The sequence below is a fragment of the Nocardioides sp. IC4_145 genome, assembly GCF_011250565.1.
Lineage (GTDB): Bacteria > Actinomycetota > Actinomycetes > Propionibacteriales > Nocardioidaceae > Nocardioides.
In genome coordinates this window covers 39,321-53,127 of record NZ_JAANMS010000003.1, presented here as the reverse complement: position 1 = coordinate 53,127, position 13,807 = coordinate 39,321, and the positions used below count along the sequence as shown (strand labels likewise).

12 protein-coding genes are annotated in these 13,807 nt (G+C 74.9%); 11 read left to right on the top strand and 1 reads right to left on the bottom strand.

Going from position 1 to position 13,807, the window contains the following annotated elements; translation table 11 throughout:
- The first annotated feature begins 4 nt into the window (after nucleotides 1–4).
- From G6553_RS02635 to G6553_RS02620, 4 genes are all read left to right on the top strand, one after another.
- The gene (locus G6553_RS02635; RefSeq protein ID WP_166188925.1) at nucleotides 5–820 is read left to right on the top strand and encodes a DUF1206 domain-containing protein; all 816 of its coding nucleotides are present in this window, start codon (nucleotides 5–7) and stop codon (nucleotides 818–820) included.
- Nucleotides 817–2,214, top strand: a complete 1,398-nt coding sequence (locus tag G6553_RS02630) for an NAD(P)/FAD-dependent oxidoreductase (protein WP_166188923.1) — start codon at nucleotides 817–819, stop codon at nucleotides 2,212–2,214. The genes G6553_RS02635 and G6553_RS02630 overlap by 4 nt, the downstream gene beginning before the upstream one ends.
- A 99-nt stretch (nucleotides 2,215–2,313) precedes the next feature.
- A complete protein-coding gene (locus G6553_RS02625; protein WP_166188921.1) occupies nucleotides 2,314–3,717 on the top strand; it encodes a hypothetical protein in 1,404 nt (467 codons plus the stop codon).
- Nucleotides 3,718–3,920: 203 nt separating this feature from the next.
- The gene (locus tag G6553_RS02620) at nucleotides 3,921–4,385 is read left to right on the top strand and encodes a hypothetical protein (protein WP_166188919.1); all 465 of its coding nucleotides are present in this window, start codon (nucleotides 3,921–3,923) and stop codon (nucleotides 4,383–4,385) included.
- 183 nt (nucleotides 4,386–4,568) lie between these two features.
- Here G6553_RS02620 and G6553_RS02615 read toward each other — a convergent pair whose 3' ends face one another.
- On the bottom strand, nucleotides 4,569–4,976 hold the full coding sequence (locus tag G6553_RS02615) for a PPOX class F420-dependent oxidoreductase (RefSeq protein WP_166188917.1): 408 nt from the start codon (nucleotides 4,974–4,976) through the stop codon (nucleotides 4,569–4,571).
- A gap of 69 nt (nucleotides 4,977–5,045) precedes the next feature.
- Here G6553_RS02615 and G6553_RS02610 point away from each other — a divergent pair, with 69 nt between their 5' ends.
- The 7 genes from G6553_RS02610 to carA all read left to right on the top strand — a co-directional run bounded on the left by G6553_RS02610 (nucleotide 5,046) and on the right by carA (nucleotide 13,806).
- Nucleotides 5,046–6,059 carry an NADPH:quinone reductase gene (locus G6553_RS02610; RefSeq protein WP_166188916.1) on the top strand — a complete coding sequence of 338 codons (1,014 nt, stop codon included), beginning with the start codon at nucleotides 5,046–5,048 and terminating at the stop codon, nucleotides 6,057–6,059.
- Nucleotides 6,060–6,134: 75 nt separating this feature from the next.
- Complete coding sequence (gene pyrR, locus G6553_RS02605; RefSeq protein ID WP_166188914.1) at nucleotides 6,135–6,743, top strand: bifunctional pyr operon transcriptional regulator/uracil phosphoribosyltransferase PyrR; 609 nt, start codon at nucleotides 6,135–6,137, stop codon at nucleotides 6,741–6,743.
- Complete coding sequence (locus G6553_RS02600; RefSeq protein ID WP_166188912.1) at nucleotides 6,740–7,690, top strand: aspartate carbamoyltransferase catalytic subunit; 951 nt, start codon at nucleotides 6,740–6,742, stop codon at nucleotides 7,688–7,690. Before pyrR ends, G6553_RS02600 begins: the two co-directional genes overlap by 4 nt.
- Nucleotides 7,687–8,979, top strand: coding sequence for a dihydroorotase (locus G6553_RS02595; RefSeq protein ID WP_166188911.1), 1,293 nt, complete (start codon nucleotides 7,687–7,689; stop codon nucleotides 8,977–8,979). Before G6553_RS02600 ends, G6553_RS02595 begins: the two co-directional genes overlap by 4 nt.
- Nucleotides 8,966–11,491, top strand: a complete 2,526-nt coding sequence (gene hrpB / locus G6553_RS02590) for an ATP-dependent helicase HrpB (protein ID WP_166188909.1) — start codon at nucleotides 8,966–8,968, stop codon at nucleotides 11,489–11,491. Before G6553_RS02595 ends, hrpB begins: the two co-directional genes overlap by 14 nt.
- 14 nt (nucleotides 11,492–11,505) lie before the next feature.
- Entirely contained in the window at nucleotides 11,506–12,495 is a 990-nt protein-coding gene (locus G6553_RS02585; protein ID WP_166188907.1) for an LLM class flavin-dependent oxidoreductase, read from the top strand.
- A gap of 153 nt (nucleotides 12,496–12,648) precedes the next feature.
- Nucleotides 12,649–13,806 (top strand): glutamine-hydrolyzing carbamoyl-phosphate synthase small subunit, encoded by a 1,158-nt coding sequence (gene carA, locus G6553_RS02580; RefSeq protein WP_166188905.1) that lies wholly within the window; start codon nucleotides 12,649–12,651, stop codon nucleotides 13,804–13,806.
- Nucleotide 13,807 lies beyond the last annotated feature (1 nt).

The following is a 13,807-nucleotide window of genomic DNA, read 5'->3' as shown; positions in this document are numbered from 1 at the left end:
CCGCGTGACCGACCTGCAGGAGCACGCCCGCCGCGCCGACGCCAGCCCTTGGTTCGACCGGGCGGTGCGGGTGGGGCTCGTCGCCTACGGGGCGGTCTACGTCGTCATCGCCTGGCTGGCCGTCCAGCTCGCGCTCGGTGACCGCGAGGGCGAGGCGTCGACCAGCGGCGCGGTGCGCGAGCTGGCGCAGCAGCCGTTCGGCGAGGTGCTCGTCTGGCTCGTCGCCCTCGGCATGTTCCTGCTGGTGCTGTGGCGCGCGTTCGAGGCCGTCGTCGGCCACCGCGACGAGGAGGGCGCCGCCCGGCTGCGCAAGCGGCTCACCTCCGCCGGCAAGGCCGTCGTGTACGCCGCGATCGGCGCCAGCGCCGTCCGCATCGCCACGGGCTCCGGCGGTGGCGGTGGGAAGTCGTCGGAGGAGACCCTGACCGCGACGCTGATGAACCTGCCGCTCGGGCAGGCGATCGTCTTCCTCGTCGGCCTGGCGATCATCGGCTACGGCGTCGCGCTGGTCGTCCGCGCCTGCACCGACAAGCTCGAGAAGGACCTCAGCGCCCAGGGCCGCAGCGGTGACACCGGCACGGCGTACGTCTGGCTGGGCCGGGTCGGCCACGTCGCCAAGGGCATCGCGCTCGGCATCGTCGGCGGGCTCTTCTGCTACGCCGCCGCCACGCACGACGCGAAGAAGTCCGGCGGGCTCGACGAGGCGCTGAAGGAGGTGCTCGAGCAGCCGTTCGGGCCGGTGCTGCTCGTGCTCGTCGGCGTGGGCATCGGTTGCTACGGGCTGTTCACCTTCGCCCAGGCCCGGCACCTGTCGCGATGATCACGACCGGGACCACGAGCGGAGCCGACGCGACGACCGTCGACGTGGTCGTCCTGGGGCTCGGCGCCGGCGGCGAGCACGCCGCGATCAAGCTGGCCCGCGAAGGGCTCGAGGTCGTGGGCGTCGAGAAGGACCTGGTGGGTGGGGAGTGCCCGTTCTGGGGCTGCACCCCCTCGAAGCTGATGATCCGCGGCGCGCACGTCCTGGCCGAGGCCCGGCACGTCGACGAGCTCGCCGGGCGGGCCACGGTCGAGCCGGACCTCGCCCCGACCGCGCGCCGGATCCGCGAGGCCAACCACGACTGGAGCGATGACGGCCACAGCCTGCCGCTGCAGGAGGCCGGCGTGCGGCTGGTCCGCGGCCGCGGCCGCCTCGACGGGCCCGGTCGGGTGGTCGTCGAGAGCACCAGGGGCACCGCGGTGTACGTCGCCCGGCGCGGCGTCGTGCTCGCGACCGGCACCGAGGCGGACGCCCCACCGGTCCCCGGCCTGGCCGGCACGCCGCACTGGACCAACAAGGAGGTCGTCCACGCGACCGCCGCTCCCGCGCGTCTCGGCGTGCTCGGCGGCGGGCCGATCGGGGCGGAGCTGGCGCAGGCGTTCGCGCGGTTCGGGTCGACGGTCACGCTGCTCGAGGCGGGGCCCCGGTTGCTCGGTCCCGAGGAGCCGGAGGCCAGTGCGGCGGTGACCGCAGCGTTCACCCGCGAGGGGATCGACGTGCGCACCGGGACCGAGGTGCGGGCCGTCGAGCACGGCGACGGGGAGTTCCGCCTCTCGCTGCCCGGCGGCGAGGTGGTCGTCGACGAGCTGCTCGTGGCCACCGGGCGGCGGGCGAACCTGCGCGGGATCGGCCTCGAGACCGTCGGGCTCGACCCGGACGCCGGCCGGATCGAGGTCGACGAGCACCTCCGCGCCGGCGACCGGCTCTGGGCGGTCGGCGACGTGACCGGGGAGGGGCCGTTCACGCACGTGGCGAAGTACCAGGCCGTCGGCGTCGTCGCGGACCTGCTCGGCCGCGCGGTGCGGCCCGCCGACTACCGCGCGCTGACCCGCGTCACGTTCACCGATCCCGAGGTCGGCGCCGTCGGCCTCACCGAGCAGCAGGCCCGCGGCGCCGGGGTCGACGTGCGGGTGGGGCTCGCCGACGTGCCCCGCTCCAGCCGTGGCTGGATGCACGGCCCGGGCAACGAGGGCGTGGTCAAGGTCGTGGCCGACGCCGAGCGCGGGGTGCTCGTCGGCGGCACGGTGGTCGCGCCGTACGGCGGCGAGGTCATGGGGCTGCTGTCGACCGCCGTCCACGCGGAGGTCCCGGTGGAGGTGCTGCGCGGGATGCACTTCCCGTTCCCGACCTTCCAGCGCGCCGTCGAGACCGCCCTGCGCCGACTGGACCTGTGACCTGCGCGGACGTGTGACCGGCGGCTGTCGGGGGAAGGAGCCTCGGAGCACTGACCGAGACACCGTGATCGAGCGGTCGCGACGACGGAGGAAGCCCGGATGAGCCAGCCGCAGGACCCCTACCAGCGGACCGACCAGCACGACCTCTCCGACACCAGCGACCGGCTCTACACGCCGGAGGAGCTGGGGGCGTACGCCGCCGGGCAGCGCGCGGCCGCCGACCCGCTGACCGATCCGCTCGCCGACCCGCTGACCGACCCGCTCGCGCCGCCGGCTGCCGACCGCGTGGTCGACCCCCTGGCCGACCAGCGGCACAACACCCGCGAGGTCCCGCAGGTCGCTCCGCACGCCAGCGCGCCCCCGTCTGCGCCTCCGGCGGGGCCGCCGCAGGCGAACCCGTGGCCCTCCAGCCCGCCGCCTGCCGCGCCGCCCGCCGCAGCACCTGCGGCGCCGCCGGCCGCACTGCCCGCCGCACCACCCGCCGCGCCGCCCGTCGTACCTCCCGTCGAGGCGCCCGGCCAGGCCGGCGACCACCAGGCCGGCGACCACCAGGCCGAGCCGCGCCGGTTCATGACCGCGACCGACTTCCTCGACCGCCGCGCGGACGAGATCGACCACGGCCCGGCGACCTGGGGCTGGCGCGGCAAGGTCCGGCGCTGGAGCGGTGGCCTGATCTCGCCGCGGATGGGTCCGGCCGAGATGGACCACGAGAACGACCGGCGCACGATCCAGCGGGACTTCGAGGGCCCCCGCACGATCGCGTTCATCAACCCCAAGGGCGGCGCCGCGAAGACGACCGGCGTGCTGGCGGCCGGCTACACGTTCGGCACGGTCCGCGGTGGCGGCGTCGTCGCGTGGGACAACAACGAGACGCGCGGGACGCTCGGGATCCGCGGCACCCGGAGCACCCACCGCAACACCACTCGCGAGCTGCTGGAGGACCTGAACCGGTTCAGCGACGTCTACCAGTCGCGGATCGGTGACCTGGGTGCGTTCGTCCGGTCCCAGGGCGACGCCCACTTCGACGTGCTGGCCTCCGACGAGCGGCCCGACGTCACCGGGATGATCCGGGCGCAGGACTTCCAGGCGGTGCACAAGCTGCTCGAGCGGTTCTACCGGGTGATCCTGGTCGACACCGGCAACAACATGCGTGCCGAGAACTGGCTGGCGGCCGCCGACGCCGCCGACCTGCTCGTCGTGACCAGCACCGTCCGCGAGGACACCGGCTACTCCGGCCTGTGGATGCTCGACGCGCTGCAGGACGCGGGCTACCAGGACCTCAAGCACAAGACCGTCACGGTGCTCTCCGACCCCTCCGCCCAGGTCGACAGCAAGCTCGCGCACGACCTGGTGCAGGTCTACGAGCAGCGGACCCGTGCGGTCTACCGCGTGCCCTACGACCCCGCCCTCGTCTCCGGCTCGGTCGTCCCCTATGCCTCGCTGTCGGAGGCCACCCGCCGCCAGTGGCTCAAGGCCTGCGCCGGGATGGCCGCCGCGCTCTGACCCGTGCGCTCCGGTCCGCCGGTTCGCCGGTTCGCCGGTCGGTCGTGAGGTTCATCGGCCCGCCGATGAACCTCACGGTCCGCGGCTGAAGTCTCATCGGGGGACCGTCAGTTCCATCGGGCAGCCGATGAAGTTGGCGGCCGCCCGCCCGCCCCTGCCCGGATCCGCAGGCAGGAGGGGCGGGAATGGGCGATGATGCACGCGTGTCTCGGACCGCCACCCTCGCCCGTCCCGGCCAGCCGGATCTCGTCACCACCAAGCCGGTCGTCGGTGACTACCACTGGGACGGCAAGCGGTGGCGCCGGTGGACCGGGCGGCGCTGGGCGTCGGCGGCCTACTCCGCCGACCTGGCCGCCCTGCACCGGCCCGAGCGGTTCGACCTCGCCCGCCGGATCACCGAGTCCCAGCGCCAGCGGGTGCTCGACCTCGCCGTCGAGCGTCAGGTGCTCGACCAGGGCGCCTCGGTCGTCCACGCCGGGCCGCACGGCACCGTGCTGGCGTACAAGCGACCGGTGTCGCACCTCGCCCACGCCATCGGCACGCTGGTGACCGGGGGCCTGTGGGTCGTGGTCTGGCTGGTGTGCGCCATCGCCCGCTCCGAGGACCGCGTCCGCCTCGAGTGCGACCCCTGGGGCCACGTCTGGGCGCTGCGGGCCACCAGCCGCTGACCCCGTCGTGCAGCCGCGGCGGCGGATGTCGGTTCATCCAGGTATGCAGACGAACCTTCACTTCCCTGGGTGAACTCACCCTGGGGAGTGGCGCTTCATCTAGGTATGCAGCCGAACCGACACCACCGCCGGCGTCGGTTTCCCTGCATACCTTGATGAACCAGCAGCAGCGAGCAGCCGAGCTCAGTCCTTCGCCGCACCCCACCCGTGCCAGCGGTCGATGGTCATCCAGGCACTGACACGGGGCGACTCGCGGTCGGGGTAGGGCCGGCCGCCGTAGTGGGTGCTGCACCGGTCGATGTCGACCAGTCCCTCGTCGTTGCGCATCTCGGTGACGCGGCCGATGAGGGAGACGTGGGTGTACCAGCTCGCCTCGTCGAGCACCGACAGCGAGACGCGGGGATCGCGGCGCAGGTGCTGGAGCCGCACCCGGGTGGCGTCCATGTTGAGCAGGACGCGGTCGTCGTCCTCGAGGAGGTACCACGTCGGCACCGTGACCGGTGTCCCGTCGGAGCGCAGGGTGGCGACGACGGCCGGGTTGGGCTTGAGCAGCAGCGCGCGGACGTCGTCGGGGAACGGCAGCTCGGGCATGGATCCTCCTGGTCGCGGGTTACCGGGTGTGGACCATCCCGTACCCATCGAGCACCACTGAGGAAGAGCATGCGCGCAGTCGTCTACCGCCGGACCGGTCCGTCGAGCGTCCTGGAGGTGGTCGAGCGCGACGTGCCGGAGCCGGGGATCGGCGAGGTGCGGGTGCGGCTGGTCCGCGCGGGGGTGAACCCGACCGACTGGAAGTTCCGCGCCGGGATGATGAGTGGGTACGACGAGGTCACGCCCGGCATGGACGGCGCCGGCGTGGTCGACGCGGTCGGCCCGGACGTCGTCGGGTTCGCCGAGGAGGACCGGGTCTGGGTGTTCCTCGCCCAGCACGGCCGGCCGCACGGCACGGCCGCCGAGCACGTCGTGCTGCCCGCGACGCAGGTCGTGCACCTGCCGGTCGGGGCGTCGTACGACGTGGGCGCGGCGCTCGGCGTACCGGCTGTCACCGCGCACCGTGCGCTCACCAGCGGCGAGGACGTCGACCGGCTCGCACCGGGGGCGCTCGAGGGGCGCACGGTGCTGGTCGCCGGGGGAGCGGGCGCGGTCGGCAACGCGGCGATCCAGCTGGCCCGCTGGGCCGGGGCGACCGTGCTGACGACGGTCAGCAGCGACGAGAAGGGCGCGCTGGCGGTCGCCGCGGGCGCCCACCAGACCATCAACTACACCGTCGGCGACCCGGTCGCCGAGATCCGCAAGCTCGCACCCGAGGGCGTCGACCTGGTCGTCGAGGTCGCCCCGGCGCAGAACAACGACCTCGACCGCGCCGTCACCCGCGTCCGGGGCACGATCGCGGTCTATGCCAACAACGGCGGCGACGAGTTCTCGATCCCGGTGCGGGAGACGTTCTCGAAGAACCTGCGCTACCAGTTCGTGCTGCTCTACACCCTCGGCGAGGACCTGCTCCGGGCGGCGGCCGAGGACGTCACCGCCGCGCTGGAGGACGGCGCGTTCGCGGTCGGCGAGGACGCCGGGCTGCCGCTGCACCACCTCCCGCTCGAGGAGACCGCCGCGGCCCACGACGCCGTCGAGCAGGGCACCATCGGCAAGGTCCTGCTCGACATCGCCGAGGAGTGAGCCGGCGGTCGCTGGTAGGGTCGCCGCCGTTCGACATCCTTTAACGAGCCGTCCCGTGAGGCGGAGAAGGAGGTCATGGCACCCGTGCCTGCCCAGCCCGAAGCCCCTCCCGGCGCCACGCCGGAGCCCGGCCGCGTCGTCCTCGACGCCCGCGACATCGCTCGCGCGCTGACCCGCATCTCCCACGAGATCCTCGAGCGCAACAAGGGCGCCGGCGACCTCGTCCTCCTCGGCATCCCCAGCCGCGGCGTGCCGCTGGCGGAGCGGATCGCCGAGCGCATCGCCTCGGTCGAGGGGTACGACGTGCCGACGGGCTCGCTCGACGTCACGATGTACCGCGACGACCTGCGCCTGAAGCCGGCCCGCGCCCTGCTCCACACCGAGATCCCCGAGGAGGGCATCGACGGGCGCACCGTCGTCCTCGTCGACGACGTGCTCTTCTCCGGCCGCACCATCCGCGCCGCGTTGGACGCCCTCAACGACCTGGGCCGGCCCCGCGCCGTGCGCCTCGCGGTGCTGGTCGACCGCGGCCACCGCGAGCTGCCGATCCGCGCGGACTTCGTCGGCAAGAACCTCCCGACGTCGCTGGTGGAGCGGGTCAAGGTGACCCTGGCGGGCATCGACGACGTCGACGCGGTGACCATCCACGGCGAGCCCGGTGCGCCGGCGGGGGAGCGCCCGTGAAGCGCCACCTGCTCAGCGCGGCCGACCTGAGCCGCGACGACGCCGAGCTGGTCCTGCAGACCGCCGCCGAGCTCCGCTCGCTCGCCGACCGGCCGATCAAGAAGCTGCCCGCGCTGCGCGGCCGCACGGTGGTCAACCTCTTCTTCGAGGACTCCACCCGCACCCGGATCTCCTTCGAGGCGGCCGCGAAGCGGCTCAGCGCGGACGTCATCAACTTCTCCGCGAAGGGCTCGAGCCTGTCCAAGGGCGAGAGCCTCAAGGACACCGCGCTCACGCTGGAGGCGATGGGCGCGGACGCGGTCGTCGTCCGCCACGGCGCCAGCGGCGCGCCGCACCGGCTCGCCCACTCGGGCTGGGTCCGCTCCAGCGTGGTCAACGCCGGCGACGGCACCCACGAGCACCCCACCCAGGCCCTGCTCGACGCGTTCACGCTCAGCCGCCACCTGGGCCGGGGGAAGGCCGGCAGCCTCGACGGCCGCCGGGTCGCGATCGTCGGCGACGTCCTGCACAGCCGGGTCGCCCGGTCCAACGCGCTGCTGCTGGCCACGCTCGGCGCCGAGGTCACGCTCGTCGCGCCGCCCACCCTGCTGCCCGTCGGCGTGGACACCTGGCCGGTCGAGACGTCCTACGACCTCGACGCGGTCATCCCGAAGGCGGACGCGGTGATGATGCTGCGCGTCCAACGCGAGCGGATGAACGGCGGGTTCTTCCCGACGCCGCGGGAGTACTCCCGCCGCTACGGCCTCGACGGCCGCCGGATGGCCACGCTGCAGGAGCACACGATCGTCATGCACCCCGGCCCGATGGTCCGCGGCATGGAGATCAGCGCCGACGTCGCCGACTCCGACCGCTCCGTGATCGTCGAGCAGGTCACCAACGGCGTCGCCGTGCGGATGGCCGTCCTGTACCTCCTCCTCGGGGGAGCCCAGCCCGGAGGAGAAGAGTGAGCACGAGTTCGTACCTGGTCCAGAACGCCGCGGTCCTCGGCGGTGAGCCGACCGACCTGCTGCTGCGCGACGGCGTCGTCGCCGAGGTCGGGACCGGGCTCGCGGCCGACGGCGCGGAGGTCGTCGACGCGACCGGCCTGGTCGCGCTGCCCGGCCTGGTCGACCTGCACACCCACCTGCGCGAGCCGGGCCGCGAGGACGCCGAGACCGTCGAGTCCGGCACGCAGGCGGCCGCGCTGGGCGGCTTCACCGCGGTCCACGCGATGGCCAACACCGAGCCGGTCGCCGACACCGCCGGCGTCGTCGAGCAGGTCTGGCGGCTGGGCCGCGAGGCCGGCCACTGCGACGTCTACCCGGTTGGTGCCGTGACCGTCGGCCTGCAGGGCGAGCGGCTCGCAGAGCTCGGCGCGATGGCCGACTCCGCCGCGCGCGTCCGGGTCTTCTCCGACGACGGGAAGTGCGTGAGCGACGCGGTGCTGATGCGCCGGGCGCTGGAGTACGTCAAGGCGTTCGACGGCGTCGTGGCCCAGCACGCCCAGGAGCCGCGGCTGACCGAGGGCGCCCAGATGAACGAGGGCGAGCTGTCCGGCCGGCTCGGGCTCACCGGGTGGCCGGCGGTCGCGGAGGAGGCCGTCATCGCCCGCGACTGCCTGCTCGCCGAGCACGTCGGCTCCCGGCTGCACGTCTGCCACGTCTCGACGGCCGGCTCGGTGCAGATCGTCCGCGAGGCCAAGGCGCGCGGGGTGGACGTCACCGCGGAGGCGTGCCCGCACCACCTGATCCTCACCGACGAGCTCGCGGCGACGTACGACCCGATCTACAAGGTCAACCCGCCGCTGCGCACCCGCGCCGACGTGGAGGCGCTGCGCGCCGGTCTCGCCGACGGCACGATCGACATCGTCGCCACCGACCACGCCCCGCACCCCCACGAGGACAAGGACTGCGAGTGGGCCGCCGCGGCCTTCGGCATGCTCGGCCTCGAGACCGCGCTGTCGATCGTGCAGGAGACGATGGTCGACGCCGGCCTGCTGGACTGGGCGGGCGTCGCCGAGCGGATGTCGTACGCCCCGGCCCGGATCGGCCGCGTCGCCGACCACGGGCAGCCGCTCGAGGTCGGGGCGCCGGCGAACGTCGTGCTCTACGACCCCTCGGTGCGCCGGACCGTCGACCCGGCGCGGTCGGCGAGCCTGAGCCGCAACACGCCGTACCGCGGGATGGAGCTGCCCGGCCGCGTCGTCGCCACCTTCCTGCGCGGGCGGCCGACGGTGCTGGCCGGTGCACTGGTCTGAGCTCGACCTCCCGGTCCGCGCCGGCCTCCCGGCGCTGACCGGGGCGCTGCGCGAGCGCTCGGCGGCCGTCCTCTGGGCGCCGCCGGGCAGCGGCAAGACCACGCTCGTGCCGCCGACGGTCGCCGAGCTCGGCCCGGGGCGGGTCGTCGTCACCCAGCCCCGCCGGATCGCCGTCCGGGCCGCCGCCCGTCGCCTGGCCGGGCTGCTCGGCGAGCCGGTCGGACAGACGGTGGGGTACGCCGTGCGCGGCGAGCGCCGCTCGTCGCCCGCGACGCGGGTCGAGATGGTCACGACCGGCGTGCTGCTGCGCCGGCTCCAGCGCGACCCCGACCTGCCCGGCGTCGCCGCGGTGGTGGTCGACGAGGTGCACGAGCGGGCGCTCGACGCCGACCTGCTGCTCGCCCTGCTCGTCGACGTCCGCGCCCACCTGCGCGAGGACCTGCGGCTGGTCGCCATGTCGGCGACGATCGAGGCCGAGCGCACCGCGGCCCTGCTCGGCTCGCCGCCCGTGCCGGTGGTGGAGGTGCCCGGTGCGCTGCACCCCGTCACGACGACGTACGCCGCCCTCCCGCCGGCCGTGCGCCGGCTCGACGACCGCGGGGTGACGCCGGCGTTCCTCGACCACGTGGCCGCGACGGTCCGCCGGGCGCTCGACGAGCGGCCCGGCGACGTGCTGGCCTTCCTGCCCGGCGTGGCCGAGGTCGACGGCGTGGTGCGGCGGCTGGCCGGTGCTGGGCCCGGTCTCGGGGCCGACCTGCGTCCGCTGCACGGCCGGCTGCCCGCCGCGGAGCAGGACCTGGCGCTCACCCCGGGCCCGCGCCGCCGGGTGGTCGTCTCCACGGCGGTCGCCGAGTCCTCCCTGACCGTCCCGGGCGTGCGGACCGTGGTCGACGCCGGACTGGTGCGGCAGCCGCGCACCGACCACCGCCGCGGCCTGGCCGGGCTGGTGACCGTGCGGGTCAGCCGGGCCGCCGCCGACCAGCGGGCCGGCCGCGCCGGGCGGGAGGGCCCGGGGGCGGCGTACCGCTGCTGGTCGGAGGCCGAGCACGCCCACCTCGCCGCCCACCCCGAGCCGGAGATCGCGGTCGCCGACCTGGCCGGCCTCGCGCTCGAGCTGGCGGTGTGGTGGAGCCCCGACGGGGCCGGGCTGGCGCTGCTGGACCCGCCACCGGCGGCCGCCCTGGCGACGGCCCGCCGCACGTTGGCCGACCTCGGCGCCGTCGACGGCGCCGGCGCCGTGACCGAGCGCGGCCGGTCGATCGCGCGGGTGCCCGCCGACCCGCGGCTGGCCCGCGCGCTGCTCGACGGTGCGGCCCTGGTCGGCGCCCGTCGCGCGGCCGAGGTCGTCGCGCTGCTGTCGGAGGACACCCGGGTGCCCGGTGGCGACCTCGTGGCCGCGCTCCGTCAGGCGCGACGCGAGCGGCCCGCGGCCTGGCAGAAGGTCGTCGCGGACCTGCAGGCGCACGTCACGGACGAGGGTGCCGGCGGGAGCGAGCGGATGACCGACGACCTGGCCGTCGGCGCCGTCGTCGCGCTCGCCCACCCCGACCGGGTCGCGCGGCGCCGGCCCGGCGCGGCCGACACCACGGCGTACCTCATGGTCGGCGGGACCGGCGCGGTGCTGCCGCGCGGCTCGGGACTGGCGGGGACTCCGTGGCTCGCGGTCGGCGACGTCGACCGGAAGCCGGGGGAGCGGGACGCGACGATCCGCGCCGCTGCGCCGATCGACGAGGAGCTCGCGCTCGAGGCCGCCGCCGCCCGGTGGAGCGAGGACGACGAGGTCGGCTGGACCGACGGCCGGGTGGTCGCGCGCCGGGTGACCCGGCTGGGCGCGATCGAGCTGGCCTCGGTGCCCCTGGCCGAGCCGCCGGTCGCCGGCATCGCTGCCGCCGTCCGCGACGGCCTGCGCCAGGCGGGACTCGCGGTGCTGCCCTGGACCGATGCGGCGCGGTCGCTGCGCGATCGGGTCGCGTTCCTCTCCCGCGTGCTCGGCGAGCCGTGGCCCGAGCTCTCCGACGAGACGCTCACCGCTGACGTGGAGACGTGGCTCGGCCCCGAGCTGGCCCGGGTGCGTGGCACCCGGGACCTCGGGCGCGTCGACGTCCTCGCCGCGCTGCGCCGCCTGCTGCCGTGGCCGGAGGCCGGCCGCCTCGACGAGCTCGCGCCCGAGCGACTGGCCGTGCCGAGCGGCTCGACGGTGCGCGTCGACTACGCAGGCGAGCAGCCGGTGCTCGCCGTGCGGCTGCAGGAGACGTTCGGCTGGGCCGCCACGCCGCGGGTCGCCGAGGGCCGGGTGCCGGTGCTGCTGCACCTGCTCTCGCCCGCGCGCCGGCCGGTCGCGGTGACGGCCGACCTGGCGTCGTTCTGGGAGAACGCCTACCCGCAGGTGCGCGCCGAGCTGCGCGGCCGCTACCCCAAGCACGCCTGGCCCGAGGACCCCTGGACCGCTCCGCCGACGCGCGGGACGGGCCGGGGGACGGGCCGGGGGACGGGAAGGAACCGGGGCTCCTGAGCGTTGCGCCGGTCATGACCGTCCCGCTCTCGATCCTCGACCTCGCACCCATCGCCGACGGCGAGACCGTCACCAGCAGCATCGCTGCCAGCGTCGCGCTCGCCCAGCGCGCGGAGCAGCACGGCTACGAGCGGGTCTGGTACGCCGAGCACCACAACATGCCGCGCATCGCCTCCTCGGCGACCAGCGTGCTCATCTCCCACGTCGGCGCGCACACCTCGACGATCCGCCTCGGCGCCGGCGGCGTGATGCTGCCCAACCACGCGCCGCTGACGATCGCCGAGCAGTTCGGCACCCTCGAGGCGATGTACCCCGGCCGCATCGACCTCGGGCTCGGCCGCGCGCCCGGGTCGGACCAGAACACGATGTACGCCTTGCGCCGCGACCCGCGCTCCTCCGAGCGGTTCCCCGAGGACGTGCTCGAGCTGCAGGCCTTCCTGGCCGGCGACTCGCGCGTGCCCGGTGTGCAGGCCGTGCCGGGCCGCGGCTCGAACGTCCCGCTGTTCATCCTCGGCTCCTCGATGTTCGGCGCCCGCCTCGCCGCACAGCTCGGGCTGCCGTACGCCTTCGCCAGCCACTTCGCCCCGCAGGCGCTCGAGGCGGCGGTCGAGGCCTACCGCCGCGAGTTCCGCCCCTCCGCCCAGCAGGAGGAGCCGTACGTCATCGCCGGCGTCAACGTCATCGCCGCCGACACGGCCGAGCAGGCCCGCGAGCACCACGCCGCCGTCCGCCGCACCCTGGCGATCGGTCTCTTCGGCAACGGCCAGGAGCTCTCCGACGTCGAGGCGGACGTGCTGCTGCGCCGCGGCGCCGGCACCCACGTCGACTCGATGCTCACCTACTCCGCCGTCGGTGCGCCCGGCGAGGTCGGCGACTACCTCCGCGCGTTCGCGGAGCGGGTCGGCGCCGACGAGCTGATCACCGCCCACCAGGCGCCGACGACCGAGGCGCGGCTGCGCTCGGTCACCCTCGCCGCCGAGGCGATGGAGCGCCTGGCGGCCTGATCCGGGGTCTGTTCCGGTTCGACGTGACGGGCGCCTCGCGGGGCTGGTCCACCGCGAGGCGTGCACCGGGCCGGGGGCCCGCGCGCTGGTAGGGTCGGCGCCGTTCGACATCCTTTAACGATCCGTCCCGTGAGGCGGAGAAGGAGGTGCGGCGTGCCGACGCATGCCCCCGCGATCCTGGTCCTCGAGGACGGTCGCAGCTTCACCGGAGAGGCCTTCGGAGCCCCCGGCGAGACGTTCGGAGAAGCGGTCTTCAACACCGGCATGACCGGCTACCAGGAGACGCTGACCGACCCGTCCTACCACCGCCAGGTGGTCGTCATGACCGCCCCGCACGTCGGGAACACCGGCATCAACGACGAGGACCCCGAGTCCCGCCGGATCTGGGTGGCCGGGTACGTCGTCCGGGACCCCGCCCGAGTCCCCTCGAGCTGGCGCAGCCGCCGCACGCTCGACGACGAGCTGCGCGAGCAGGGGGTCGTCGGCATCAGCGGCGTCGACACCCGTGCGCTCACCCGCCACCTGCGCGAGCGCGGCGCGATGCGCGTCGGCATCTCCACCACCGAGACCGACCCCGCGGCCCTGCTGGAGCGCGTGCGTGCGTCGTCGGAGATGACCGGCCTGGAGCTGGCCGACGAGGTCACCACGCAGGAGGCCTACGTCGTCCCGGCCCAGCCCGGTCCCTGGGGCGAGAAGCGGTTCACCGTGGCGGCTCTCGACCTCGGCATCAAGTCGATGACGCCGTACCGCATGGCCGAGCGCGGCATCGAGGTGCACGTGCTGCCCGCCACCGCGACGCTCGACGACGTCCTCGCCGTCCAGCCGGACGGGCTCTTCTACTCCAACGGCCCCGGCGACCCGGCCGCGACGACCCAGCAGGTCGAGGTGCTCCGGGGCGCGCTCGCGCAGGAGGTGCCGTACTTCGGCATCTGCTTCGGCAACCAGCTCTTCGGTCGCGCGCTGGGCTTCGGCACCTACAAGCTCAAGTACGGCCACCGCGGCATCAACCAGCCGGTCATGGACCGCACCACCGGCAAGGTCGAGGTCACCGCGCACAACCACGGCTTCGCCGTCGACGCCCCGCTCGAGGGCAGCACGACCACCCCGTACGGCGAGGCCAGCGTCAGCCACGTCTGCCTCAACGACGACGTGGTCGAGGGCCTCGAGCTGCGGGACGCGGCCGGGTCCCTGAAGAGCTTCTCGGTGCAGTACCACCCCGAGGCCGCCGCCGGCCCGCACGACGCGGCGTACCTCTTCGACCGCTTCGTCGACCTCATGTCCGACCGCTCGACCGACCGGAAGGGCGCCTGAC